The sequence below is a fragment of the Paraburkholderia sp. HP33-1 genome (assembly GCF_021390595.1).
Taxonomy (GTDB): Bacteria; Pseudomonadota; Gammaproteobacteria; order Burkholderiales; family Burkholderiaceae; genus Paraburkholderia.
Genome location: NZ_JAJEJR010000001.1, coordinates 3,327,740 through 3,353,719, shown reverse-complemented (window position 1 = coordinate 3,353,719; position 25,980 = coordinate 3,327,740). Strand labels below are relative to the sequence as shown.

Here is a 25,980-nt window from a genome sequence, read left to right as displayed (position 1 = left end):
GAGCGAGGCTTTTATCAGTCGCACTACCGCCATGACGCGGTAATTGAACGTGCACCCTTATCGGGTGAGGAGTAACGAGCCCATGCTCACTAAGACACAAGTTTCGGATCTTGCCGTTTTCGGAGGAACGCCGGTCTTCGAGACCATCCGGTCGATTTCGAATCTGGTTCAACCGGACATCGAACGCTTTCTGGGCTACTCGAAGCAGTTCTACGAAGCGCAACAATACACGGACCACGGCGTCGTCGAACAAATGCTGGAACGGCGTCTCGCTGAGTTCCATCAGGTCAGGCACTGCGTCTCCTTCGCGGGTGGCTTCTGGGGCCTCGTGCTCTCCATGAAGTGTCTTGCATTGCCAGGCAGACGAGAAGTCGTGATGCCGTCGTTGACCTATCGCCGGCTGGCCGACATCGTCGCCTGGGCCGGACTCGTGCCGCACTTTTGCGAGGTCGATCCGCAAACCCTCTCCATTACCGAGGAAACAGCGGCACCCTGCATCAACGAAAATACTGCGCTGATCCTTGGCGTCCATCCGATCGTCAATTGTTGCGACGTCGATGGCCTTGAACGGCTCTCGGCGCGGACGGGCATTCCACTGTTATTCGATGCGGTGGAGTCGGTCTACGAAACGTACCGAGGGCGCAAGGTTGGGTCGAGCGGCCGCGCCGAATGCTTTTCGATGCAATCGAGCAAGCTGTTCAACGCTTTCGAGGGCGGATACGTAACGACTAACGACGCAGCCCTGGCGGAGCGCTTGCGGGACATGCGGCACTTCGGTCTGCGGGCTGATGGCACGCTTGACGATGTCGGCATCGACGTGAAGCAGAACGAAATTCACGCCGCCATGGCGCTCTCCGCGATCGACGACGTCGATGCGCAGGTGCTGCGAAATCGCGAGCGGTATCGCGCCTATCAGCGACTGGTCCCCACCGTGCCCGATGTGCGGCTGGTCACCTTCGACGAAACCGAACGCTGCGGCTACAAGAACATCGTCGTCGAACTGCAGGACGCGTGGCCAGTCAGAAGGGACAGGCTTCTCGCGATCCTCCACGCGGAAAATATGCTTTCGCGTCCGTACTACTTCCCTGCGCTGCATCAGAAGCGCACCGACTATCCCACGGTCGCCGGTGACCTGCGTCTCACCGAGCAACTGGCGCAGCGGTTCCTGATGTTGCCGTGTGGCCACTTCGTCGACGAGTCCGACGTTGAGGCAATTGCTTCCCTGCTGCGTTTGGTTCATCGGCACGCAGCCGAAATCAACGAACGGTTTCCGACATGAGTACGTACGCTCCACTTCGCGGTGATCTGGCAATCCTTGGAGGGCGCCCCTGCCTGTCTCGCCCGGTGCGGCTCGGGCAGCACAATTTTCCGTCGTGGGAGCGCTATGAAAGCGCATTCCGCGACATCTTTGCGCGCCAGTACTACACGAATCATGGGCCGCTCGCGCAGAAACTTGAGGCCCAGTTGGCGGATACGCTGCGTGTCAAGCATGCGATATGCGTCACCAACGCCAGCATTGGTCTCGCGCTGGCCGCCCAGGCCTTGGGGTTCAAGGGCAAGGTGATCGCGCCTGCCTTCAGCTTCGTCGGGTCCGCGCAGTCCCTGGATTGGGCGAATGTCGAAGTGGAGTTTTGCGACGTTTCGCGCGAAACCGGGCATATGACGGCCGAGAATGTCGAGCCGCGTCTGCTGGACGGTGGCGTGTCGGGCATCCTGGCAGTTAACCTGTGGGGCGGCGCTGCCGATATTGCGCCGCTGCAGCGTCTCGCGGATCGCCATGGCGTGTCGCTCTACTTCGATTCTTCCCAGGCGTTCGGCTGCGAAGTGAATGGCGTACCAATCGGCGGCGCCGGCCGTCTCGAAGTCATCTCGTTTCATTCAGGCGAGATTCTCAGTGCCACCGAAGGCGCCGTCATCTGCACCAACGACGACGACCTTGCTGCCCATATTCGCAACATTCGCAGCAACTACGGGATGGGGCGCCCGGTGCCCGTGGGCAAGACCGGCAACGGCAGGCTATCGGAAGCCCAGGCCGCCATCGCGTTGATGAATCTGGAAGACCTGCCCCAACTGATCGAGCGCAACAGGAGGGTCTTCGACGCCTATTCAACGCTGCTTGCGGACGTGCCGGGATTGCGTGTATGCCCGCCGCAGCACGTCAGCAAGAGCAACTATCAGAACGTCGTTTGTCGGGTCGATGCGAACACGTTCGGTTTGACTCGCGACGCGCTTCTCGAGGTACTGCGAATGGAGAACGTCGAAGCCGGCGGAAGCCGGGCGTTGGGTGTCGGACACCGGGGTGGAGGTCTGGCTCGCGCGCAGCCGAACACCGCGCACTGGTGTGAATCGGTGATGCAATTACCTGTTGGTGCGCAGGTCGACCTCGATATCGCCGAACGCATCGCGGAAGTGATTCGAGCGGCGCAGCGCAACGCGGCGCGTATTGCGGAACGACTTGGAGCGTGACGTGAAGCTCGGCATCATGCAGCCGTACTTCTTCCCGTATCTGGGGCATTTCGCGTTGATCGCCAACGTCGACCGATGGGTCGTGTTCGACGTGACCCAATATACGCCGAAGACCTGGATGAATCGCAATCGGGTGCTGCATCCAAAAGAAGGGTGGCAGTACCTGAGTGTGCCCCTTGCGAATTCCTCGATTTCCATCCTGACCCGCGAGGCGAGAGTGCTCGATCTCGGGGAGGCGTGCCGTAGTGTGCTCGGCAAGCTGACGCATTACAAGCGTCACGCGCCTTACTATCGCGCGATCGAAGCGCTGGTAGCGCGGGTTATGCAGGATACTGACGACCCGTCTCTGGTACACCTCAACGTACGCGGATTGAGCGCTGTCTGCGAGTATCTGGGACTACGCTTTGACTATCAGATCTGTTCGGAACTGGATCTGCCATTGCCCGAGGCGATGGCACCGGGCGAATGGGCACCGACCATCAGCGCGTTGCTCGGGGCGAACGGATATGTCAATCCGGCTGGCGGTCGCGAATTGTTCGATCCTGAGCACTTCGCGTCGCGCGACATCTCGCTCGAGTTTCTCTCGTTCGACGGTTTCACCTACGACACTGGGCCCCATGCATTCGAGCCGGGTCTATCGATCATCGATGTGCTGATGTGGAATTCGCCACAAGTCGTGCTCGATGCGATCCACGCGGGCTCCCGCCTGCTGCAGGCCTAGGCTTGCGTTACGATGCTTCGATAGCGGCACGTAGTGCGGCTACGACGTAATCGATCTCGTTCGGGCCATAGCGGTGGTCGCAAGGGAGCGCGAGGCACTCAGTCGACATCCGGAATTCGAAGTCCTCCGCAGTGCCGCTTTCACCCCTGATGTTCGGCCAGTATCGTGGGACGAATATGCGCTTCGCCGCGAGCTTTGCGTGCAAATCACTGCGACGGTTCCAGAACGGATAGCAAAGCGCCGCGTGTCCGCTTTGCGTGGCCAGCGGCAGTTCGTTGCCTCCGAGCAATCGATGGTATCGCTCGAAATTGCGATTGCGGCGCTCGATGGCCGAAGGGTAGTCAATATGCGCGAGCAAGCGTTGAGTCAGCGTTGACATCCGCTTCGGCCGTTGGCCGCGCAACGTGGCGCGCGCGGCCTGGATCCCGGCATAGCCCGCTTCAGCACCGCGGTCGAGTCGGGTGAGCAAAGGCGTTGTCCGTTCGACCGAACCGTTGTCCTGTTCGTCGGGAATCGGAACACCCACACGGGTGACCAGGTAGCCGCCGTCCGGGAGGCCGAAGAACTTGCGGGGGGAATAGAGAGTTGCGAGGCAATCGCGCGGTGCGCTGAACAGAGCCTGGGAATTGTCGATTACGACACGCTCGCGGGGCAGGCGCTCGAGAAGACGATCGATCCGCTCATCGCACAGGCCAAAGTAGTTGACGTAGAGGATCCAGTCACGACTGTCGATCTCGATGTCGTCGGCTATGTTGAATTGCTCGTCGATCCGGTAGCGGCGCACCTCGACGCCCGCCATCGCTGGGGGCTCAAGCATCGTCTCGCAGTTGTACCATGGCATCCAGATGCGCTTTGGACGACCCGTTTCCAGAAGCGCGAAAAACGCCGCACGAGCCGACTGGAATCGCAGGGCGTCCGGGTAAAGTTCGCCTTGCCCCGGCGGCAATTCAAGCTCAAAGTAGCCGCCGATCGCGTCGGGCATCGTCGGTTCCATTACCGTCCGCGCGCTCCGCATTGACGGACGATGTCGATGATGCGCCGCTGTACGCTTTCTTCCATCGCGGGAAAAATTGGCAGACAAAGAACTTGCCTGGACACGGCGCTGGCCACCGGCAAGTTTTGCGAGGTGGCGGATGGCAATCCCCGATAGGTGGGGAACTCGCTGATGAGCGGGTAAAAATAGCGGCGAGCCGCGATCTGCTCCGCCCGCAGCGCCTCGTATACTTCGTCGCGGGTGGCCCCAAAGCCGGGCGTGATGAGGACCGGAAAGTACGCGTAATTCCTCGTGCAGTAATCCGGAATGTCGTGCATCGTCAGTCCGGGCACATCGTGCAAAGCATTGCGGTAGCGGGTGTCGATGTCGGCGCGCTGCTTCAGGATCTGATCCATGTGCTGCAATTGCAGCAGGCCGAAGGCAGCCTGTACCTCGTTCATCTTGCCGTTGATGCCCGGGGCGACGACCGTCGTTTCGTTTACGAAGCCAAAATTTTTCAGATTGTCGATGCGGCGCTTGGTCTTTTCGTCCCGGCAGATGATGGCGCCGCCTTCGAACGTATTGAACACCTTGGTCCCGTGGAAGCTCAGAACGGACATGTCACCGAATTCGAGGATCGACCGGTCGCGGATCCGCACGCCGAAGGCATGCGCGGCGTCGTAAATTACCTTGAGTCCGTAGGTGTCGGCGATCCGCTCGATCTGCTCGACGTCGCATGGGTTCGCGTAGACGTGAACCGGCAGCAGCGCGGTGGTTTGCGGCGTAATCGCCGCCTCGATCTTATCCGGAGCGAGGTTGAGGCTGACGGGATCGATATCCGCGAACACGGGCTTGATGCCGTTCCAGTGCAGCGCGTGCGTGGTCGCGACGAAGCTGAACGGCGTCGTGATGACTTCGCCGGTGATCTTCAACGCCTGCAGCGCCGTGATGAGCGCAAGCGTGCCGTTGGAGAAAAGAGAAAGATGCTCGACTCCAAGGTAGTCACATAGCTGGCGCTCCAGCTGTCGATGGAAGACGCCGTTGTTGGTCACCCATTTGCGCTCCCAGATTTCCTCCAGATACGGCATGAACTCCTGGAGCGGTGGCAAATAAGGCTGCGTCACCGGCACCAGATGAGTGGGCGGCCCATCCGTGCCGGGGCGCGGGGGTACAGCAGGCAGCGCTTGCTCCGGCGTAACGGGCGCGTCAGACCCATGCGAAGCTTCGCGTTCCTCAGACAGGAGATCTGTGATCATGGTCAAGGGGCATTCTTCGGCCGAGCTAGGTGCGTGCCGTTTTGTGAGTGGGAGGGGATCGCCTCGCATAGCGCGGGAAGGCGGGCTATCTCCAGTGTGTCATCGCAAGCTCCGTGGCGATCGGTGAAAAAGCCGGGTAAATGGGGCCCAAATTGCCTCGTACGGTGCGTCTGAGTCGACGTGCTACAGACAGCCGGCCTGCGTTGCGTGTCTCCGTTATGCGGCTCCGGTTTTGAGGCGCTCGTTCAGCGAGTTGCGCAGTTGCACGAACGCCGTCACATATTCGCCAAAGCCCGTTGCGTTGGCTGCGTGCTTGAGCGCGTCAAGCGCGACCAGCTCGGGCCCGAACCGGCTAAGCGGCGCGCTGGCGACCGGAAGCGTCATCGGGTTGTAATTGCGCACTTTCCACGACGGCTGCGTGGCCAGAATCAGCGAAGCAACACGTTCGATGACGAAAATCTTTGCTGGCGCGAATTGCTGCTCGTATTTCACATCTTCGTTGAGCCGCTTCGCCAGATCACCTTCGCCCGACTCGGCAACGTTAAAAATGACTTCACACCTTTGCAGCCATTGCTGCCAGAACGCGGGCTTCGCGACCAGAAAATTGCAGTAGACGGTCTGCACGGAACTCATCACCGTCCCACCAACCTTCGCGTCCGGCGCGATCAGGCGGAGTGCTCCGTCGATGGCATGCTCGATGCCCGGGTGGCATGCCGCGGCATGCTCGAAGACGTTCGTGAAGAACGCGGCCTGATCGAAGTACGGCGAGAACGTGATGACATCGACGTCGTCGGGCGTACTGTTGACGAACTCCCAGACTTGAGCAGCCGTCAGGCGTGTCTTGAACGCGAATTTGGGCGAAAAGAAGCCGTACCGCGTGTTCGGATCCAACAGACGTGTGCGAAAAAATTCCCGGATCGCGCCATACTCAAACCAGTCCGGCCGATTCCCCGTGTTGTCGAGCGAGAGAAAGCCCGGATCGAGTGCCCGGCGCGTCTCGTCCGAATAGAAGATTTGATGGATTTCGTTCTTCATGAAACTTGCCGGTTAGCTGGATGAGACGTCGAAGCTCTGCGCAGGCAGACCCTCGCACCAGCGGCGCCACATCACACGCAACGCATCGCTCATGCCGTTGGCGATTTGCTCAGGGCGGAACATCGCGGACTGCTGACACCGTTCGCGCAGGCCTGCCCGAATCGCGGCGAGCGCCGGTACGTCCGCAGCCGCGGCCGCAGCCTTGAGTACGTAGTCATCCTTGCTGGTCGCAATGAACTGTTCCAGACCGACGTGGGACATCGCGGTGTAGCCGCTGCGGCCAGGTACGGTGTCGGCGGGCAGGGTGACCGTCGGCACGCCCATCCAGAGCGAATGCAACACCGTGGTCAGGCCGGAGAAGGGGAAGCTGTCGAGGCAGATGTCCACGTGGTGATGCTGCTGCAGATAGACCGGCACGCTCGAGCGGGCGCGGAAATCAAGGCGTTCCTTTACGATGCCTTCTTCAGCGAACCACTCGACCAGCTCGCCGACACCGTTGTCACGCGGCATCGCGCCGATCAGCATCCGCGAACCGGGTACCGCGTGCAGCACGCGCGCCCAGAGCGCGATCACGTCGCGGCGCAGCTTGTCGAGCCGGTTGAAGCTGCCGAAAGTCACATAGCCGTTTCGCTGGGCAGGGGACATGTTCAGTGGCGGGCACAGCTTGTCCGCCTGGAATGGCGCGACGGCCGGCAAATACACGATGTGCTCGGTGAACTGCTGCTTGAACGCCTCGGGCACCCAGTAGTGATCGGCGAAGAAGTAATCTACCGCCTCGAGGCCCGTGGTTCCCGGATAGCCGATCCATGAGGCCTGGAGTGGCGCAGGCTTGCGTGCCATGCAGCGCAGCCGGTTCTCGGCGGTGTGGCCGGCCAGATCGATCAGAATGTCGATCTGATCACCGCGGATCAGGTCCGCCACGGCTTCGTGCTGCATGCCGACGACGTGCCGCCAGTGCGCAAACAGGGCTCGCAAGCGCTCAGTCGTTTCGTCGTGGATCGACGTGTTCGAATACGCATGCAGGGACAGGTTGTTGTCACGTGCGAGATGCTCGAGCACCGGCTCCAGAAAGTTGGCCACCGCATGGTGGCAAAAGTCGCCGGAGATGAAGCCTACACGCAGGCGGCGCGCGGGATCTTTGGTGTTTGTGTGCTGCGGCCAGTGCGGCTTGAGCGGTGCCTCGAAACGTTCGGCGAAGCGGCGGTGCTCCGCAAACAGTTCCTGGGGGGCGATGTTCTCGCTGTGCGTGAGGCAGAAAGCGAGGTTGCTGTACGCCAGGTCATTGTCGGGGTCCGCACCGATCGCCTCGCGAAAGACGGCGGCAGCGTCGCTCAATCGACCCATCTTCATCAGCGTCACACCGAGCGGGTTGCAGGTCATACCCGACGTGCCGGCAAGCTCGAGCGCCTTGCGGCACAAGCGTTCCGCTTCGTCGAAGCGGCCGATGGCGGACTTGATGACACCCATGACGCGGTAGGCTTCGCCATAGTTGGGCCGCAGCTGCAGCAGACGTGCGCATAACGTCTCGGCTTGCTCGTAGCGCCCCTTCGACGCGAACACACCGGCCGCGACTTGCAAAACGTCCGTGTCTTCGGGCGCGACTTCAAGCGCGGTGAGCGCGTGTTGGAGCGCTTCGTCATACTGACCGAGCTTGTGCAGCGTGACCGACAGTACTTTCCAGCCGAACGCGTGAGCGGGAAATCGCTGCACGAACTCGAGCGAGGCGACGAGCGCCTGATCGGTCTGTCCGGTGTTGTAGTGACGGGCCAGCTCGGCCATCTGCTGCTCGGTAGGCGTCGTCTGGCGCCCCTGATGTCCGCGGGCGCGCGCCTTTTCCGGCGTTTGGAGCGGCTGCGTCGAGTCGACTGTCGATTGCGCGTGGCCTGCGGGAACGCCAGGCGCGGCAGCCACAGGGCGTGCGAGCTTTTGCGCGCCTTCGGTCGACAACTTCGTCATGACGCCAATCAACTGGTCGATCGCCGGTCCGGCCAGACCGCGCTGCTGCGCCATTTCGAGCACAAGCCATGCCGCCTTCAGTTGATCGGCCTGCAGCAAACCGTCGATATAGTTGGCCCAGTACTGCAGCTGGTTGGGATTTGCGCCGATTGCCCGCTCCAGATAGGGAAGCGAGGCCTCGGGCTGGTGCAGTCGGATCGCCACCACACCCAGACGGTGGTTCGCGTCGGGATGCATGGGGTACACGGCGAGCACGTTTTGATAGAGCGCTCCGGCCTGCGCATACTCGCCCCGGCTATCGGCCGCGAGCGCGTCGCGTAGGGCTCGGGCCGCGCCCAGGTGGCGCTTCAGTTCGGCGTCTTCTGGAGGAAGTGCGCCCGCCCGCTCCAGCGGCGCGAGCGCCTCGGCGAGGTTGCCTCTACGCAGATGCGCGAAGGCGAGCGTCTTCCAGCCCAGTGAATGTCCCGGGACGATTTGCACCATCTGGTGCGCCAATGCCTCGGCGCTGTCGTGCATATCCCGCGCAGCCAGGGTTTCGATGGTTAGCGCAAATTCGCGTGCGAGCGCGTCCAGCTCGGTGGGAAGCGTTGAAAAAGTGACTTCAGCCGCCGGCTGCTGCAGCTCAGCATCGATGCTCATATATGTCCTTCATCGCCTGGGGCGGTGGCATCAGGTGCCAGTGTTTCGCGCGTCGACCGAATGTGGGCGCACAGTTCTCGATGTAGTCTAGCGGCCCCGGTTTTGGGCGATTGGCCGAGCAGCGGGTGGAATCACCCGCATTTCACCTCGAGTGACAGGCGTTGACCGCGCAGGCGTAAAAAAAGCCCGCAGCAGGCGGGCTTGAGTCGAACTGGCACGCCCGTGATGCGGCGTGATTGTTGTTATGCGTTTTTCTGGTGCGAACCGACTTGCGATTCGCGGGATGTTTCGGCTTCGTCAGAAGAGAGCGACGCGGTTGTATTGCTGTGCGGCTTGTGTGCGCGCGACCGCTGCCTGGTATTCGATTGTCAGCTCGTCCCGATAGGTCCGCGCGTCGTTCGCGATCGCGCCGTTCATTTCGAGGATGCGGCCGATGAGCTGCAGCGACTCGGCGTCCTGCTCGCGTCGGATCGAACGCACGAGCTGCGAGCGCTCCTCGGCGAGGCCCGCGGCGCGTTGCCAGTCGGCAAGTTGGCCGGCAAGGCTGATCGCCTCGGTCAAGTCGAACACGCGCCCGACGAGTTCCGCCTGGCTCATTTCCATCCGCTCTGCGCTCATCAGACTATTCTCCTAACCGTCAGCTGCTCTTGTTGAGCGTGCCCGAGGTGTTCGTGCCGCCGAACAGCTGGGTCAGATACTGCGTGTCGTTGTTGGTGCTCGCCATCAGCGTGTTCAGCGCACTGAACTCGTTGTTGTACTGTGTCGTCAGCTGCTGCGCGTAGGCGCTGAGCGCGTTCGACTGCGTGGTGACGTTCTTCAGGTCGGCTGTCAGCACGGCCGTGCGCTTGTCGATGAGCCCCCCACTCTGCGTGTAGGTCGTGATCGCGGTGTTCAACTGCTGGCCGATACCGTTGGTCAGGTTGAACAGTGCTGATACGCCAGACGCATTGTTTTGCAGCGCCGTGTTGAGCGTGGAAGAGTCGACCGACAGCGTGCCGTCCGCGTTCAGCGAGACACCGATCGACGCGAGGGTCGACGTAACGCCCGACGAGCTGACGCTGTTGCCCACGATGCTGCCGAGCGCCTGCCGGATCATATTGACCATTGAGTCGCCCAGCAGCGGGCCGCCTTGCGAGCCGGCCGCCGCGCTCGAGTTGAACGACGTGAGCGAGCTGATCGTGCTCTCGACCGTGTTGTAGGCGCTCACGAAGTTCTCGACGTCGGTCGCCTGCTGCGTGGTGTTCGCGGCAACGGTGAGCGTCTGCGGCGACTTCCCGGTCGAGTCCACTGCGGCCGACGTAAGGTTGAGCGTCACGCCGCTCAGCACGCTGGTCACCGTGTTGGTGGAGCTGGTCGCCGCCGTGCCGTTGACCGTGAACTCGGCGTCCAGCGCGGCCGAGCTTTGCGTCCAGCCGCTCGAGGAACTAACCGTCGAAGTGCTGCCGGATGTGGCGTCGCTCGCCGCGGTCGTCGTCACCGCGAGCTGATTGAGCGCGCTGGTGGTGGAGGTCGTGCCCGAGACGGTAATGTTGATCGTGTTCGAGGCGCCGGTCGAAGTCGAGCTGAGCACCAGGTGTTGCCCGTCGCTGCCGGTGACGACCGCCGCGGAAATGCCGGGATTACTGTCCGACGAGTTGATGGCCGCGGCGATGCCGCTCAGGCTGTCGTTCGCACTCGTGATGTTGAGGCTCATCGACTTGCTTCCCACCGACACGTTCAGCGTGCCGGTGCCGAGGCCCGCCGCGGTGGTGGTGTTGAAGGCCGCGGACGTGATGCTCTGCGCCGACGCGATCTGCGTGACGTCCAATGAATAGGTGCCGGCGACGGCGCCCGACCCTGCAGTCGCCGTGATGCCGGAGCCGCTAGTCGTCGCGGTGAACGACGTCAGCATGGAGCCGTTGTAGAGCGGCGCGGCGCTGACCTGCAGCGCGGAAAGCGCCGCGGAAAGCTGGCCAATCGCAGAAATCTGGGTGTTGTCGGTGGTTGCTTCGGCGGTTAACGCTGCCGTCTGTCCGGCTGTCTTGGCGCTGACCAGTGCGGTCACGAGCGAGGATACGTCCAGCGAACTGTTGCCTGTCGCCCCGGAAATGATCGACTGCGCCGCCGCTTTCAGCGCGGTTTGGGCGGCGGCCTGTACTGAGGCGACCGACGAGGTGGTCGATGTAGTGGAACTCGAGGTGACTGTCGACATGTTGCGCTCCTGCCTGCTCCAGACCGCGGCGATACGTGCGGCGAACCGCGGGGTTCTGACGAGATTAAGGGAGGCGACGCCTCCCGATAAATTGACTACGCGGACGAGCTACCGGTGACCGACGGCTCGTCCGCGCATTCTACTTAAGGCCTCTTTACTGCAGCAGCTTCAGGACTTGCTGCGGCTGCGAGTTTGCCTGTGCCAGCACCGAGATACCAGCTTGTTGCAGCACTTGCGCCTTGCTCAGGTTCGCCGTTTCCTGCGCGAAGTCAGAGTCAGTGATCTGCGAATGTGCGCTCGACAGGTCGGTCGACTCTGCCTGCTGCGACGTCGAGATGCCGGTCAGTCGGTTCTGCGCCGCGCCCAGCGTTGCCTGGATGTTGTTGATCGTCGCCAGTGCGTTGTCGACCGATTCCATCGCGAGGTTCGCACCTGCAGTCGTGCTGACGTCCACGTTGGAAACCGAAGTCGGCGTGTTGTTGTAGTTGATCAGGTTCAGCGTAGTAGCGCCGCTTGCCGCGCTAGCCGTGCTGACGCCGTTCGCGCCGATCGTGCTGGTCGGGGTCGCGCCGGCGGCGAAAGCCAGGGTGCCGCTGCTCGACGAAGCTGCGAACAGGCCGCTTGCTGCGCTGCTCGACAGCTGGTTGCCGTTCTGGTCGACGTACTGGAAGCCGCCGCTGCCGTTCGCCTCGACCGTGATCGACGTGATCGCGTTCGCGGTGCCCGACGCAGCTGCGCTGCCCGTCGCCGGGTTCAGGTTAAGGCCAGACAGGACGCCGAGAACCGTGCCCGACGACGCCGTCGAACCGAAGCCAGTTTCAGCGCTGTTGATCGACGCGAGCTGGTTGGCGATAGTCAGACCGCCGCCCGAGTTGACGGCGATGCCGTCGATGCCGCTCGCCGTGCCCGTGACCGTGAACAGGTTGCTCGACACCGTGCTCGAGAGCGCCTGGTTGTTCTGGTCGGTGAACGTGAAGCCGCCGGTGCCGTTCGAGACGATGTTGATCGCGGTGATCGCGCCCGCGCCACCGGCCGAGTTCGCTGCGCCGGTCGAGGTCAGGTCGAGACCCGTGATGGTGCCGAGCGTGTTGCCAGACTGCACCGGACCGCTGCCCAACGATGCGGCGGAGACGCCTTGGCTCAGGTTGATCGAAATCGTCTGGCCGACGTTCGCGCCGACCTGGACGGAGACGTTGCCCGCCGTACCGTTCAACAGGTTGATGCCGTTGTACGTGGTCTGCGATGCGAGACGGTTCACTTCAGCGACTTGCTGTGCAACTTCCTGTTGCAGTGCTGCCTGGTTGCTTGCCGACAGCGAGCCGCCCGATGCCTCGTTCGCGAGCGAGCGGATCGTTTGCAGGCTTTGCGTGATCTGGCTCAAGCCGGTGCTTGCCGTTTGCACCATCGACACGCCGTCGTTCGCGTTCGAAACGCCCTGGTTCAGGCCGTTGATCGCGGTTTGCAGGGTCGTCGAGATCGCGAGGCCAGCCGCATCGTCCGCCGCGCTGTTGATGCGCTTGCCCGACGACAGGCGGGTAATGGCTTGCGACAGCGCGCTGCCAGAACCAGTCAGGTTTTCCTGAGCCGTCAGCGAGTTGATATTACTGTTGATGCTAAGCATGAAAATTCTCCTGTAGAGGCATGAGCCCTAAACCTGCCAGTGGTGGCATCGGCGGAAGCACGTGTTCATTGCTGGCCGCCTCAGTGAAGGTTGACGGCCCGCCTCCAAAAAACTTGAGCAACTTTTTGTAATGGCGCCCTGATTGTTTGCCGTGCCAGGCGGGGCTTGCGGGCTGCGAGCCGCATGCAGCCTCGCCAGCGTGATGCGCAGCAGGTGAGCGGAAGTGGGCGTATCCTCGTTCGCCTGCCCGTTACCGATTCCGGAGAAATCATGCAGAAGCGCAGGATTGGCCGTTCAGAATTGCAGGTCGTGCCGCTGATGTTCGGCGGCAATGTATTTGGCTGGACCGCCGACGAGGCGACGTCGTTTTCGATCCTCGATGCGTTCGTCGACGCTGGACTCGACTTCATCGATACCGCCGATGTCTACTCTGCCTGGGTGCCCGGCAACAAGGGCGGCGAGTCGGAGACGATCCTCGGCAAGTGGTTTCGCCGGAGCGGCAAGCGCGAGCGGATCGTGCTCGCGACCAAGGTGTCGAAGCATCCGCTGCGCAAGGGGCTGTCGGCCGCGAACATCCAGGCGGCGGTCGAAGACTCGTTGCGTCGCCTGCAAACTGATTACATCGACGTCTATTTTTCCCATGACGACGACACCGCCACGCCGCTCGCCGAAACGCTCGGCGCGTATCAGAAGCTGATCGAGGCGGGCAAGGTGCGTGTGATAGGCGCGTCCAACTACAGCGGCGCGCGCGTCGAGGAAGCGCTTGCGGTGTCGCGCCAGCACGGGCTGCCCGAGTATCAGTTGCTGCAGCCCGAATACAATTTGTACGACCGCGCGCAATACGAACGCGACAGCGAGCCGGTGGCGCTCGCGCATCATCTCGGCGTGGTCGTCTATTACAGCCTCGCGAGCGGGTTTCTGTCGGGCAAATATCGCAGCGAGGCCGATCTGGCCGGCAAGGTGCGTGGCAGCCGGGTCGAGAAATACCTGAACGGCCGCGGCTTGCGGATTCTCGGCGCGCTCGACCACGTCGCGCAACGGCACGACAGCACGCCGGCCGCGATCGCTCTCGCATGGCTGATCGCGCGGCCGAGCGTTACGGCCCCTATTGCCAGCGCGACCTCGGTCGAGCAGTTGAAGAGCCTGGTCGCGGCCGTCCAACTGTCCCTGACAGCCGACGATATCCGTGAGCTGGATGACGCGAGCGCCTGATGGGGCGGGCCTCTCGGCCGCTGACGCGGGGGCGGCCAAGGTTAGGGAAAAGCCTGGCGCAATTGGTAACCCCCTGGTACGATGGAGAGTTTCCTGATATCATCGGGAGTGAATTGAGATCTTTGCCTGTTTCGTCAGTGTTTTTCATTGATGAAAGGTTGGCGAAACGGCAACAGACGCGGCTTTTGCACTACGTCTGTCCGCGTTCCGCGGTGAACTCCCCACCTCTCTTTTCCGGCCTCCGTGGCCGCTTTGCCTCTCGCTTCATTCGTGGTTTGGCCGGGGTTGTCTATCAGCTCTGCGTTTGCCTGTTACTGGCCATGAATCGGAGCGACCGGAGGGCCGGCGCGTGACTGGTGACCTGAGCGGTTACCGCCATGCAATTAAACCCGTATCTAGTGATTGAGTTAGGAATTACATGACGACGATTCTTCTGAAGGAAAACGAGCCGTTCGAAGTGGCAATTCGCCGCTTTCGTCGCGCAATCGAAAAGAATGGCCTGATCGCTGAACTGCGTGAGCGTCAATCGTACGAAAAGCCGACCACGGCTCGCAAACGCAAGAAGGCTGCAGCTGTTAAGCGCCTCCACAAGCGTCTGCGCAGCCAGATGCTCCCGAAAAAGCTGCACTAAGCACGCTTTTTACGCACGCCGAACGGCGGTGTGAGCTTCGAAAGAAGCCACATCGCCGTTTTGCTTTTGGGGCGCCCGTTTTTGCCGTCTGCGTGTCGTTGTTACACCGCGCTCCTTAGCCGCTCGGCCGACAGACCGAACTCGCGCGCGATCGAACCCAGCCGGTCGTGCCATTCCCAGGTGCCGAACGCGTCATGCACATTTTGCAGGCAACTGAGCAGAGCGATTGTCACCGGGTCATATACGTTGATGCGTGCCCGCAGTAGCGCCTTGTTCAGCGCGGCCACGCCGGCGTCCATGTAAGCGGGAATTTCGGCCGGCGGTTTGCCGATGAAGCGGACCGGCACACCTTCCATCGCGGTCATGTAGTCGCGCGGCTTGATGAAGTTACCGACCGGGCAGCCGCCGCAATAGCCGCGGTAGGCACCGCCGCCTCTCGGCAGCAACGCGGTGCGTTTCTGGTCCAACAGATGCGTGACCGACCGGTCGTAAATGTCCTGATGAGTCAGGAAGTTGAAGGTTTTCATGGTTGGTCTCCCGCGGCCGGCGCGGTGGTATTTTTTTCGTGGGGCATCGCGTGAGCGCATGGCGACGAGTATCCGTCATGCGGCGGCCGACGAAGGGCCGACTACGCGCGTGAAAGAGCCCCAATTCGTGCTTTTGCCCGTCCCGCTCAGGAGTCTCCTTGATCCGCTGCGCCAGGCCCCGAACCTTCGGCGCAGAGAGGAGCTCCGCCGCCTCACTCCGCCTTACGACGGCGCCCCTTCTTGCCCAGCGACGCGCATCGCTCGCGGCACATGCAAGTCGTCTCATGATCGTTGACCATGCCGACCGCCTGCATGAACGCATAGCAGATCGTCGAGCCGACGAATTTGCAGCCGTAGTGCTTGAGCGCCTTGCTTAGCGCGTCCGATACTTCCGTCTTCGCGGGCGCTTGCTTATACGAAGCCCATTCGTTCTGAATCGGATTGTCGTCGACGAATGACCACACGAAATTCGCGAGTGAGCCATGTTCAGCCTGAATCTGCTGCACGGCGCGCGCGTTGAGAATGGCCGCCTCGATCTTGCCGCGATGTCGTACGATGCCTTCGTCCGCGATCAGCGCATCCACGTGCTTCGACGTGAAGGCCGCAACCTTGTCGATGTCGAAGTCGGCGAACGCGCGGCGGTAGCCGGCGCGCTTGTTGAGTATCGTCGACCATGACAAACCGGCCTGCGCACCTTCGAGCACCAGCATCTCGAACAGGTGCTGGTCGTCGCGCGACGGCACGCCCCATTCGGTGTCGTGGTACTGTGCGAGCGCTTCGCTCGATACCCAGTTGCATCGTTGTGTCACTGTCGCGCTCCCGCGTGGTCATGTCGTTTGCCAGCATAGCGGAAGCGGGGTACGCCGCAAGCTGGCCATTCGGCCAATTGCGCGATTCAAACTGACCTGCCACGCTACGTCTTATTCACCCACGGAACTGATTCGATTCGATGAACCACGACTTCTTTCTGATTGGCGTCGACGGCGGCGGCACCGGCACGCGCGTCGTGCTCGGCGACGCCCAGGGCCGCGAACTGGCGCAGGCGGCGAGCGGCCCGTCGGGTCTTGGGCTCGGCATCCCGCGCGCGTGGCAGTCCATTCAGGCCGCCTCCGGCGAAGCGTTCGAGCGGGCCGGAATCGCGCTGGACTGGTCGCGCTGCGTGCTAGGTTGCGGACTCGCGGGCGTCAACAACCGCGACTGGCTCGCCGAGTTTCACGAGCAGGCGCCGCGGCTAGCCGGACTGGCCGTCGAATCCGATGCCTACACGACCCTACTCGGCGCGCACGACGGCGCGCCCGGGGTGATTGTCGCGTTGGGCACCGGCAGCGTCGCTGCCTCGCTTGCGAGCGACGGCGAATTCCGCATGGCCAGCGGCTACGGTTTTCCGTCGGGCGACGAAGCGAGCGGCGCGTGGCTTGGACTCCGGCTGATCGTGCACGCGCAACAGGCGCTCGACGGCCGCGTGCCCATCGACGACCTCGCGCATGCGCTGCTCGCGCACACCGGCGCGCAGGATCGCGACAGTCTCGTCGTGTGGCTGTGCGCGGCCAATCAGACTGCCTATGCGCGGCTCGCGCCGATCGCGATCGAGCACCGCGCGCATCCGTTTGCGGCCCGGCTGCTGGACGAGGCTGGCGTCGAAGTCGGCAAGATGATCGCCGCGCTGGACGCGACGGGCACGCTGCCGGTAGCGCTGTGCGGCGGCCTCGGCGCGCCGTTGCGGGAGTACATGCCGCAGGCGTATCAGGCGCGTTTGCGCGAACCGCGGGCGGATTCGGCGCATGGCGGCTTGCAACTGGCGCAGCGCGAGGCGCAGCGGCTTGCTGGATGAGACCTGTAAAATAGACGTTTTGACGCTGCCTCGACGGCTCGGCCGTTGGACTTCACCATGTATAAAGTCATCGCCACGGATCTCGACGGCACGCTGCTCAACGCCGATCACCAGGTGGACCCGTTCACGGTCGCCACGGTGCGCAAGCTCGAAAGTGACGGGCTGCGATTCGTGATCGCAACGGGGCGGCATTACTGTGACGTCGCGGGCATCCGCGATCTGCTCGGCATCAATCCGTATCTGATTACGTCGAACGGCGCGCGCATTCACGCGCCTGACAACGCGGTTATCCACGCCGACGACCTGCCGCCAGCGATCGTCCAGCGTCTCGTGCAGCCCGAAATTGTCGGCGCGCATGGTCGAGTGATCGTCAGTCTGTTTGCAGACGATTCGTGGCTCATCGACCGCGATGCGCCCCATCTGCTGGAATTCCACCAGGACTCGGGCTTCACTTACGAAGTGACCGACCTGCCGAAGCACGATGGCGTCGACATTGCAAAGGCGCTGTATATGGGCGATCCCGCCGATCTCGCGCAGGTGGCCGCCAATCTCGAACGCGAATTCGGAGAGCGTCTGTACGTGACGTATTCGTTGCCGGACTGTCTCGAAGTGATGACCGCGAATGTGTCGAAGGGGCGCGCGCTGCAGATCGTGCTCAAACGCCTCGGTGTCGACGCGTCGCATTGCGTCGCGTTCGGCGACAACATGAACGACATCGACCTGCTCGAGACGGCCGGCCATCCGTTCATGATGAACAACGCCAATCCCGATCTCATCACGCGCCTGCCGCATGTGCCACGCATCGGCAACAATTTCGAGGCAGGTGTTGCGCATCATCTGCGCAAACTGTTCGCGCTCAACGACGAACTGTCTCCCTGATCCGTCGTCACTGCGATTGAAAACGGCCCGCATCCACTAGTGGGGATGCGGGCCGCAGAAGTTGCTCGCGCAATGCGAAGCAAGGGGACGGCCGAAGGGCCGTCCGCGTTCACGCTCATCAATCTCGCCAGCCGCGATGCTCGCCGCGATCATCGTGACCCCAGCGATGGTCGTCGCGCCCCCACCCGCGGTCATCGCGGTGATAGTCGCGGTAGTAGCCGCCGCGCTCGTAGCGATGATCCCAGCCGCCGTAATACACCGGCTCCGGTGCCACATAGACCGGCGCGGGGGCGGCATAAACCGGGGCGCCGAGCGACAGGCCGACGCTCAGATCCGTATGCGCCTGCGCGACACCGCACGCGCCCGCCGCGAGGCCGGCAGCAACCAGCAAGTGAGTGACGATGCGTTTCATGTTGCTCTCCTGTGAGGCGACGTAGGTGTGTCGCACAGGACCAATGTACGCACTCGGGGCGGAGTGGACTGCGACGAGATGTTACGGACTGCAAGCATCGTCGAAGTCATTGACGGCAGGCGGAAACATGGCGCGTGCGCTCTGCTCAGTCAGCTTGTTTCGTTCTGAGCCGTGCCGCACCGGGATTCGCGGCCATTCAACTCAAGTCAGCCGGCGGCTGGTCGCGCACGTTTGCCGATTGACGCGCCAGCAAGCGTAATCACGGCTTACATCTGTATAGCCCAATTAATCCGCAGCACGCGCCGAAGCGGCCGAAATTGCGGAAGCGGCTGCACCAGCGGAGGGCGCCGAGTCTCCCGGCAATGCCGCGCAAGGGCAATCGCTTGCCCGTCCGTCGAGTCCTTCGCGATCGTGTTTGAAGCTCGCGCGCGGTGTGCCGTTGCGCCAGTCGAGTTGCACGATGTAAATGCTGTCGAAGTCGTCGCTGTGCCATTCAGGGACATCGGCGGCGTTGCCGCCATGCGCGCTCAACATCTGCTGCAACAGTTTCTCGATCAGCTTGTGCTCCCACGCGATGACGATCAGCTTGCCGCGATTGGCCGGAACGACGAGCGCGTTGCCGAGCTGGTCGATCTGCGCAAAGCCGTATGGCGTTTGCACTGGCATCTGGAATTGAATCGCGGTGGGCTCGATCGTCGCGAGCGGGCGCACGTAATAGTAGGCATGACCGCTGTCGTCTTTCTGCTGGCCGGGGTCCGGCGCATAGATCGCATCGGGTTTGCCGAATTTGGCGGCGATGACAGCCGGCAACGCGAGCGCACGGTTGAGCCCCTGGCAGTCGAGCTGGCCATAGCCCTGGGCAGGCTTCTCGCCGTGTCGAACGAAGACGAGCGTTTCGATATTGCCGCCTGTCGCGGCCACGGCCGGCAACGCCGCCGTGCTCGCGCACAAGCCGCCGAGCGACAGTGCGACTCCTTGCAGGAATCCGCGGAAACGGTTCATCGAAAGCACCTGTACGAGGCTGGGAAGTCGCCCGATTCTAGCAGCGGTGCGCGCCTGCACGGGGTCGCCGCGGCATTCATATCGAATGGGATGTCGCAATGAAAATGGCCGCCGGGGCGCCCATTGATGCTGACTAAATGACGATCACGCGACAGAGGCGGCGAACTGGCCGTCAGTCGAGCGCCGGATTCCACGCATTGTTGCTGCGATCTTCGGCGATCAGCGGATAGACGACGCCCGCGATCACCGCACCGATGATCGGTGCGGCCCAGAACAGCCACAGCTGATCGATCGCCGCGCCGCCGACGAACAGCGCCGGGCCTGTCGAGCGAGCCGGATTGACCGACGTGTTGGTGACAGGAATCGAGATCAGGTGGATCAGCGTCAGGCACAGGCCGATCGCGATCGGCGCAAAGCCGGCCGGCGCGCGGCGGTCGGTCGCGCCCAGAATCACGAACAGGAAAAAGCCCGTCATCGCGACTTCGCAAATGAAGGCGGCGGCGAGCGAGTAGTGACCCGGCGATTGCTCACCGTAACCGTTGGTCGCGAAGCCGCTCGCGACGAGGTCGAAGCCCGGTTTGCCCGACGCGATCAGCGACAACACGAATGCGCCGAGCACCGCGCCGATCACCTGCGCGACGATGTACGGCAGCAGATCACGCACCGGAAAACGGCCGGCGACCGTCAGACCGACGCTGACCGCCGGATTCAGGTGGCAGCCCGAAATATGGCCGATCGCAAAGGCCATCGTCAGCACGGTCAGGCCGAAGGCCAGCGACACGCCGACGAAGCCGATCCCCAGCCCGTGAAGCGGTCCGGCGAAATTGGCGGCGAGAACCGCGCTGCCGCAGCCCCCGAGCACGAGCCAGAAGGTGCCGAACAGTTCGGCAACGAGGCGCTTTGACAACTGCATGGTCGGTAATCCTAAAAAGAATGGGTACTTCAGAAGCACGCATCGAAAAAGGACGAGTGCGGACCCTGAGCGCGCAATTCTAGGGAGTCAGCGCCAAATCAGGTGTCAAGGATTGTCAATTCGGACAGAATTTATAAGTTATTGTGAGATAAGACGCGGGTTTTACAATTCACATGCTTTAATAATTATCAGAGGAAAATTCCTAAACCGGTATTACTGGCCATTGCGGATTTTTATAATTACAGCTAGTCTGCGGTCGAATGAGTTCTAGAGAGGGAGAACCGAATGTCTCAATATGCAGACCTCAAGGCGCAGATCGCCAGATTGCAGGCACAGGCAGAAGAAGCGCGACGCACGGAAATCGAGAATGTCGTCGCCGACATCCGCCAAAAGATCGCCGAATACGGTCTGACCGCGCAGGATCTCGGCTTCGCAGTCGCGGCCAAGCGGGGCCGCCCGCCCAAGAAGGCGCCGCTGCCGGCGAAATACCAGGATCCGAAATCAGGCAGTACGTGGAGCGGGCGCGGAAAACCGCCTAAATGGATCGTCGGCAAGAATCGCGAGCGCTTCCTGATTGGCTCCGCCTGATTTCCGCCCGCGCTTAGGTGAGACGGGGTGAAAGCGGACTGAAGGTTTTTTTGCTGTTCGGCTGATTGGCCGCGCGCTAATCCGGCATGGAAGCGCAACCATCCCTATATTAAAAAAAGCCGCCCGAATGGGGCGGCTTTTTTGGCGTCCGACAGCGAGATAACTTCGATTTCCACTCGCGCAAACGATTTCGACATCGGATTCATCCGCTATTGGCCGTTATAAGCGAAGGTTCGCAGCGCGGGTTCAAACCGTACCGAAAACGGCCGGCCGCAAAGCGACGGCCGTTTTCAAACGCGCTTAGCCGACCGCCACCTGGCGCAATACCGGGCGCCGCGTCGTTTCAATCAACGCCGCATAGCCGTCGATATAGTTCCGCGCCATCGTTTTCGAACTGAAGCGGCGTTCGAACTGCGCGCGGATTTCGGTACGCGACAACTCGTCGAGACGCTGCAGAGCGGCAACCGCGCCCTGCACGTCCTCGACGATGTAGCCGGTCACGCCGTGGTCGATCACTTCCGGCACCGAGCCGCGGTTGAACGCGATAACCGGCGTGCCGCAAGCCATCGACTCGATCATCACGAGGCCGAACGGCTCGGACCAGTCGATCGGGAACAGCAGCGCCTTCGCGCCCGACAGGAATTCGGGCTTCTGCGCCTCGTTGATCTCACCGACGAACTCGACATGAGCCATCGACAGCAGCGGCTCGATCTCGCGCTTAAAGTACTCCATGTCGACCTTGTCCACCTTGGCGGCGATCTTCAGCGGCAGACCGCTTTGCGCGGCGATCCTGATAGCTGTATCGACGCGCTTTTCGGGGCAGATGCGGCCGAGGAACGCGAGGTATTCGGGCTTCTTGTGCGGCTGTGGTGTCAGCAGCTGGTCCGGCAGGCCGTGATAGATCGTGTTCAGCCAGTTGGCCTGCGGCAGCGGAATGCGCTGCGAATCCGAAATCGACACGACCGGGACGTGCGAGAACGCGTCGAACACCGGCTGCAATTCCGGCAGATCGAGACGGCCGTGCAGCGTGGTCACGAACGGCGTGTCCATTGTCGTGAAGAGGGGGAACGGCATGTAATCGAGGTGGAAGTGCAGCACGTCGAACTCGTGCGCGACCTTGCGGACGTTTTCCATCATCAGCACATGTGGCGCCAATGCGTCGCGAACCGTCGGGTCGAGGCGCAGCGCGCGCGGCCAGCACGCCTCGAGATTCGCGGACGTGACCGAGTCGCCGCTCGCGAACAGCGTGACGTCATGGCCGAGATCGACCAGCGCTTCGGTCAGATACGACACGACACGTTCGGTGCCGCCATAGAGTTTCGGCGGGACAGCTTCGTAGAGCGGCGCGATTTGTGCGATTCGCATGCGTTTTCTCCTGTGTCGATCGGAGCTGGCGCCTGGCGCTGACTCGGATCCCATGACAGTTTTGCTACTTACCGGGGGGGCTTCGAATAGGTATCGGGTAATCCCTTGGCATTCATTATCGGGATCGACCGTGGTAATTCGAGTTATTTTTCAAACGCTTAATGTTGTTACAGCGCGAAACATGGGCCGTTACAGCTCCCGAGCGGGGTTCAAACACGGGCCGTCCCGATAATCGGGACGCACAATCCCAGCGGCTTGAGCAAGCGCTCAACAAGCGGAATGCACAGTAGCAAGCGGCGGACCCGGGGGGATGAATCGGCAAAGGCCTCTAACCGAGCCACATTGCGGGCGAGTGAAAAGGTCTTATAATCCGCTTCGACCGTTTTACGGTGCGGCCGTGAAGTTTCGAAAACTCACCATTTAGTACGTGCCGCACCCGTAAATATTCCCAGCGCGCATCGTAAGTTCCGTTGCGCGCATCGTTTTTTCCCAATTTGCACCTCACTACAGCCGGAGTTGTAGGAAAAATTCCTACACAAATGACGGATTAATCCGGCAGCCAGGTGGGGTGTCTCTCCGATTTTCGGCTGTGTCCCCTTTCGACACAATGCTTGCAAGACCAGAAACGAGCCGATTCGCGCGGATTCATTGCGCGCGCCCGGGCAAACGTTTCCGCAAAAAAACGGCCTGACCAGCCGGGCATACGTACAGGGGAAATCATGAGCGCGACCAGCCAAATGCTCAGTGAGATCAGGGAAGTGAATCTTTCCTATCTGCTGCTTGCCCAGCGTCTGCTGCGCGAAGACAAGCCGATGGGCATGTTCCGCATGGGTATTTCGGACCAGCTGGCCGACGTGATAGCCAATCTGTCCTTGGCGCAAACCGTCAAGCTCGCGGCGTCCAACCAGATGCTGTGCCGCTTCCGCTTCGACGATCACGCGGTGCTGTCCGCCCTCGCGGACAAGGACAAGCCCAGTGCGATCGCGCATGCGCATTCGGCGATTTTGATGGCGAGTCAGCCGGTCGAGCACCTCGGCTGATGGCCACCAAAAGCGTCGTACTCGAAGTCCGGGAAATCACTCTCGCGATCGAGCTGATCGAACTGGGTGCGCGTCTGCAATTGCTGGAGGCGGAAACCAGCCTGTCGCGCGACCGGCTCATCAAGCTCTACAAGGAATTGAAAGGGGTATCGCCGCCCAAGGGCATGCTGCCGTTCTCGACCGACTGGTTCATGACCTGGCAGCCGAACTTTCATTCCTCGCTGTTCTACAACATCTACCGCTTTATGGCCGGTCACGGCGGCTGCCGCGCGATCGAATCGATCGTGAAGAGCTACCGGCTGTACCTCGAGCACGTCCAGTTGCATGACGACGAGCCGGTGCTCAGTCTCACGCGCGCGTGGACGCTGGTGCGCTTCTTCGACTCGGGCATGCTGCAGATGAGCGCCTGCCGCCGCTGCAGCGGCCACTTCGTCGCGCACGCACACGATCCGCAGCACGCGTTCGTTTGCGGGTTGTGCCAGCCGCCGTCGCGCGCGGGCAAGACGAAGAAGGCGGCGCAAACACGGGCCGAGCGGAATATCGCTGTTCCCACGGTCCCGGCGCAAGCGCCGCAAGGGGCCGACGCTCGGGCTCACGAGGCCCTCTGCATCGCCCCCGCGCTCAAAACTCTCGAGACCGTCGAGCTCTAAGCGGCACGCGTTGATGGGGCGCAAGCCTCTGGTTTACACCGGACCCGAGCGCCCCCTTTTCCCCCAAAGTTTTCCGCTGCGGTGCCGTAAACCAGACTAACGACGGTGACCGTCGCTTCTTTGTGAGGGCTCGGCAGTGCTGATTTTCGTGGGAACACTCGTGACGCTGTTGTCCGTTTTCGGCGGTTACGCGCTGGAAGGCGGCCATCTCGGCGCGCTGCTGCAACCCGTTGAAGTGCTGATGATCGTCGGCGCTGGACTCGGCGCGTTCATTCTCGGCAACGGGATGAAGACGATCAAGGCGACGCTGCGCGTCATTCCGACCCTGTTCAAGGGCGCGAAGTACAACAAGGACGTCTACATGGAGCTGATGGGGCTCCTGTACGTGCTGCTCGCGAAAGCGCGCAAGGAAGGCACGCTGACGCTCGAAGCCGACATCGATGATCCGTCGAAGAGTCCGATCTTCACGCAGTATCCGAAGATCCTCGCCGACAAGCACATCATCGAGTTCCTGACCGACTACCTGCGGCTGATGGTCGGCGGCAACATGAACGCGTTCGAGATCGAAAGCCTGATGGACGAGGAGATCGAGACGCACCACCAGGAAGGCGAGGCGCCCGCGCACGCGCTGACCAAGGTCGGCGATGCGATGCCGGCGTTCGGTATCGTCGCCGCGGTGATGGGCGTGGTGCACACGATGGCCTCGGCCGACAAGCCGCCCGCGGTGCTCGGCGAGATGATCGCGCAGGCGCTCGTCGGTACCTTCCTCGGCATTCTGCTTTCGTACGGGCTGATCGGGCCGCTCGCGAGCGTCGCCGAGCAGCGCGTGACCGAGTCGACCAAGATGTTCCAGTGCATCAAGGTGACGATCCTCGCGAGTCTGAACGGCTACGCGCCCGCCATTGCGGTCGAGTTCGGCCGCAAGGTGCTCTTCTCGACCGAGCGCCCGTCGTTCGCCGAACTCGAAGAGCACGTGCGCCGCGTCAAGGCGAAATAAGAAGGCGACAGGAAGCGAACCGATGAGCAGCAAGGACAAAGACCGCGCAATCGTTGTCAAGCGCGCTTCGCCCAAAAAGGCCGGTCATCACGGCGGCGCGTGGAAGCTCGCGTACGCGGACTTCATGACCGCGATGATGGCGTTCTTCCTGCTGATGTGGCTGCTGAGCTCGGCCTCCACCGTGCAGCTGAAAGGCATCGCCGACTACTTCAACCAGCCGCTGAAGATCACGCTGTGGGGCGGCGATCGCAGCGCCGAAGATTCGAGCATCCTGAAGGGCGGCGGGCGCGACATCTCCACCGACGCGCAGGGCGTGACCCGCTCGACCGACGGCAGCAGCAGCCGCGCCGAGCGCACCGCGTCGCATAACAACGACGACGCGGTGAAGCAGTTGACAGGCGCGCTGGAACGCCAGGAACAGGTGCGTCTGCACGACCTGCAGGTCAAGCTGATGGCCGCGATCGAGGCGAACCCGGTGCTGCGCCAGTTCAAGCAGCAGATCCGCATCGACTCGACGTTGACCGGCTTGCGCATCGAGATCGTCGACTCGCAGAAGCGGCCGATGTTCGCGACCGCGCGCGACGTCGTCGAGCCGTACATGCGCGACATTCTGCGCGAGATCGGCCATACGCTGAACGACGTGCCGAACCGCATCATCGTGCAGGGCCACACCGACGCGGTGCCGTACGCGGGCGGCGACAAGGGCTATAGCAACTGGGAGCTGTCGGCCGATCGCGCCAACGCTTCGCGGCGCGAGCTGATTGCCGGCGGCATGGACGAAGCGAAGGTGATGCGGGTGCTCGGCCTCGCGTCGACGCAGAACCTGAACAAGGCGGACCCGCTCGATCCGGAGAACCGCCGCATCAGCATCATCGTGCTGAACAGGAAGTCCGAGGAGGCGCTCGATCACGACGACTCCACGACGACGACCTTGTCGGACGACGCAGCCGGCTCGAAGCCGCTGCTGCAAAAACTTGCGCAGCCGGTGACGGTTGCACCGAAGTTGCCGGCGGCAGCGCCGGCGGCCCAGTAACAGGTCGCGGCCGCCGGGCCGCGGCACAGTGTTAAGCGCAGC

At 62.2% G+C, this 25,980-nt stretch carries 25 protein-coding genes; 12 read left to right on the top strand and 13 right to left on the bottom strand.

The features are described 5' to 3' along the window. The first annotated feature begins 49 nt into the window (after positions 1-49). The 3 genes from L0U81_RS15495 to L0U81_RS15485 are packed head-to-tail and all read left to right on the top strand — an operon-like array spanning position 50 to position 3,187. Complete coding sequence (locus tag L0U81_RS15495; protein WP_233804366.1) at positions 50-1,279, top strand: DegT/DnrJ/EryC1/StrS family aminotransferase; 1,230 nt, start codon at positions 50-52, stop codon at positions 1,277-1,279. Next, entirely contained in the window at positions 1,276-2,466 is a 1,191-nt protein-coding gene (locus L0U81_RS15490) for a DegT/DnrJ/EryC1/StrS family aminotransferase (RefSeq protein WP_233804009.1), read from the top strand. The genes L0U81_RS15495 and L0U81_RS15490 overlap by 4 nt, the downstream gene beginning before the upstream one ends. Position 2,467: 1 nt before the next feature. Continuing rightward, positions 2,468-3,187 carry a WbqC family protein gene (locus tag L0U81_RS15485; protein WP_233804007.1) on the top strand — a complete coding sequence of 240 codons (720 nt, stop codon included), beginning with the start codon at positions 2,468-2,470 and terminating at the stop codon, positions 3,185-3,187. A gap of 7 nt (positions 3,188-3,194) precedes the next feature. On the opposite strand, the gene L0U81_RS15480 is transcribed toward L0U81_RS15485, so the two are convergent. From L0U81_RS15480 to L0U81_RS15450, 7 genes are all read right to left on the bottom strand, one after another. Beyond that, entirely contained in the window at positions 3,195-4,169 is a 975-nt protein-coding gene (locus L0U81_RS15480; protein ID WP_233804005.1) for a hypothetical protein, read from the bottom strand. 11 nt (positions 4,170-4,180) lie between these two features. Continuing rightward, on the bottom strand, positions 4,181-5,248 hold the full coding sequence (locus L0U81_RS15475; RefSeq protein ID WP_233804364.1) for a DegT/DnrJ/EryC1/StrS family aminotransferase: 1,068 nt from the start codon (positions 5,246-5,248) through the stop codon (positions 4,181-4,183). Between the two features lie 384 nt (positions 5,249-5,632). After that, complete coding sequence (locus L0U81_RS15470) at positions 5,633-6,451, bottom strand: hypothetical protein (protein ID WP_233804003.1); 819 nt, start codon at positions 6,449-6,451, stop codon at positions 5,633-5,635. Positions 6,452-6,463: 12 nt separating this feature from the next. Further along, entirely contained in the window at positions 6,464-9,046 is a 2,583-nt protein-coding gene (locus L0U81_RS15465) for an O-linked N-acetylglucosamine transferase family protein (RefSeq protein ID WP_233804001.1), read from the bottom strand. Between the two features lie 297 nt (positions 9,047-9,343). Further along, positions 9,344-9,664 (bottom strand): flagellar protein FliT, encoded by a 321-nt coding sequence (locus tag L0U81_RS15460; RefSeq protein WP_233803999.1) that lies wholly within the window; start codon positions 9,662-9,664, stop codon positions 9,344-9,346. Positions 9,665-9,683: 19 nt separating this feature from the next. Continuing rightward, positions 9,684-11,237, bottom strand: coding sequence for a flagellar filament capping protein FliD (gene fliD, locus L0U81_RS15455; RefSeq protein ID WP_233803997.1), 1,554 nt, complete (start codon positions 11,235-11,237; stop codon positions 9,684-9,686). Between the two features lie 154 nt (positions 11,238-11,391). Further along, positions 11,392-12,858: a flagellin N-terminal helical domain-containing protein gene (locus L0U81_RS15450; RefSeq protein ID WP_233803995.1), complete on the bottom strand. Its 1,467-nt coding sequence runs from the start codon at positions 12,856-12,858 to the stop codon at positions 11,392-11,394. Positions 12,859-13,128: 270 nt separating this feature from the next. Between L0U81_RS15450 and L0U81_RS15445 the strand changes: the two genes are divergently transcribed. Then, positions 13,129-14,070 carry an aldo/keto reductase gene (locus L0U81_RS15445; protein WP_233803993.1) on the top strand — a complete coding sequence of 314 codons (942 nt, stop codon included), beginning with the start codon at positions 13,129-13,131 and terminating at the stop codon, positions 14,068-14,070. 418 nt (positions 14,071-14,488) lie between these two features. Continuing rightward, positions 14,489-14,701 carry a 30S ribosomal protein S21 gene (gene rpsU, locus L0U81_RS15440; protein ID WP_006050883.1) on the top strand — a complete coding sequence of 71 codons (213 nt, stop codon included), beginning with the start codon at positions 14,489-14,491 and terminating at the stop codon, positions 14,699-14,701. A 101-nt stretch (positions 14,702-14,802) separates the two neighbouring features. On the opposite strand, the gene L0U81_RS15435 is transcribed toward rpsU, so the two are convergent. After that, positions 14,803-15,228, bottom strand: coding sequence for a hypothetical protein (locus L0U81_RS15435; RefSeq protein ID WP_233803991.1), 426 nt, complete (start codon positions 15,226-15,228; stop codon positions 14,803-14,805). Between the two features lie 212 nt (positions 15,229-15,440). Further along, positions 15,441-16,037, bottom strand: a complete 597-nt coding sequence (locus L0U81_RS15430) for a DNA-3-methyladenine glycosylase I (RefSeq protein WP_233803989.1) — start codon at positions 16,035-16,037, stop codon at positions 15,441-15,443. 140 nt (positions 16,038-16,177) lie between these two features. Between L0U81_RS15430 and L0U81_RS15425 the strand changes: the two genes are divergently transcribed. Both L0U81_RS15425 and L0U81_RS15420 read left to right on the top strand, forming a co-directional pair. Then, positions 16,178-17,059, top strand: a complete 882-nt coding sequence (locus L0U81_RS15425) for a BadF/BadG/BcrA/BcrD ATPase family protein (protein WP_233803987.1) — start codon at positions 16,178-16,180, stop codon at positions 17,057-17,059. A 57-nt stretch (positions 17,060-17,116) separates the two neighbouring features. Further along, positions 17,117-17,938 carry a Cof-type HAD-IIB family hydrolase gene (locus tag L0U81_RS15420; protein ID WP_233803985.1) on the top strand — a complete coding sequence of 274 codons (822 nt, stop codon included), beginning with the start codon at positions 17,117-17,119 and terminating at the stop codon, positions 17,936-17,938. A gap of 118 nt (positions 17,939-18,056) precedes the next feature. Here L0U81_RS15420 and L0U81_RS15415 read toward each other — a convergent pair whose 3' ends face one another. The 3 genes from L0U81_RS15415 to aqpZ all read right to left on the bottom strand — a co-directional run bounded on the left by L0U81_RS15415 (position 18,057) and on the right by aqpZ (position 20,265). Further along, entirely contained in the window at positions 18,057-18,350 is a 294-nt protein-coding gene (locus L0U81_RS15415; RefSeq protein WP_233803983.1) for a PXPV repeat protein, read from the bottom strand. 285 nt (positions 18,351-18,635) lie between these two features. Then, complete coding sequence (locus L0U81_RS15410) at positions 18,636-19,352, bottom strand: histidine phosphatase family protein (protein WP_233803981.1); 717 nt, start codon at positions 19,350-19,352, stop codon at positions 18,636-18,638. 172 nt (positions 19,353-19,524) lie between these two features. Further along, positions 19,525-20,265 carry an aquaporin Z gene (gene aqpZ, locus L0U81_RS15405; RefSeq protein ID WP_233803979.1) on the bottom strand — a complete coding sequence of 247 codons (741 nt, stop codon included), beginning with the start codon at positions 20,263-20,265 and terminating at the stop codon, positions 19,525-19,527. A gap of 285 nt (positions 20,266-20,550) precedes the next feature. Here aqpZ and L0U81_RS15400 point away from each other — a divergent pair, with 285 nt between their 5' ends. Further along, the gene (locus tag L0U81_RS15400) at positions 20,551-20,853 is read left to right on the top strand and encodes an H-NS histone family protein (RefSeq protein ID WP_233803977.1); all 303 of its coding nucleotides are present in this window, start codon (positions 20,551-20,553) and stop codon (positions 20,851-20,853) included. 300 nt (positions 20,854-21,153) lie between these two features. On the opposite strand, the gene L0U81_RS15395 is transcribed toward L0U81_RS15400, so the two are convergent. Continuing rightward, entirely contained in the window at positions 21,154-22,218 is a 1,065-nt protein-coding gene (locus L0U81_RS15395; protein WP_233803975.1) for a glycosyltransferase family 4 protein, read from the bottom strand. A 719-nt stretch (positions 22,219-22,937) separates the two neighbouring features. On the opposite strand from L0U81_RS15395, the gene flhD reads away from it, so the two are divergent. From flhD to motB, 4 genes are all read left to right on the top strand, one after another. Next, the gene (flhD, locus tag L0U81_RS15390) at positions 22,938-23,258 is read left to right on the top strand and encodes a flagellar transcriptional regulator FlhD (RefSeq protein ID WP_233803973.1); all 321 of its coding nucleotides are present in this window, start codon (positions 22,938-22,940) and stop codon (positions 23,256-23,258) included. Further along, complete coding sequence (flhC, locus tag L0U81_RS15385) at positions 23,258-23,908, top strand: flagellar transcriptional regulator FlhC (protein WP_233803971.1); 651 nt, start codon at positions 23,258-23,260, stop codon at positions 23,906-23,908. The genes flhD and flhC overlap by 1 nt, the downstream gene beginning before the upstream one ends. A gap of 136 nt (positions 23,909-24,044) precedes the next feature. Continuing rightward, positions 24,045-24,905: a flagellar motor stator protein MotA gene (motA, locus tag L0U81_RS15380; RefSeq protein WP_233803969.1), complete on the top strand. Its 861-nt coding sequence runs from the start codon at positions 24,045-24,047 to the stop codon at positions 24,903-24,905. 22 nt (positions 24,906-24,927) lie between these two features. Next, positions 24,928-25,938, top strand: a complete 1,011-nt coding sequence (gene motB, locus L0U81_RS15375; protein ID WP_233803967.1) for a flagellar motor protein MotB — start codon at positions 24,928-24,930, stop codon at positions 25,936-25,938. The last annotated feature ends 42 nt before the right edge of the window (positions 25,939-25,980 follow it).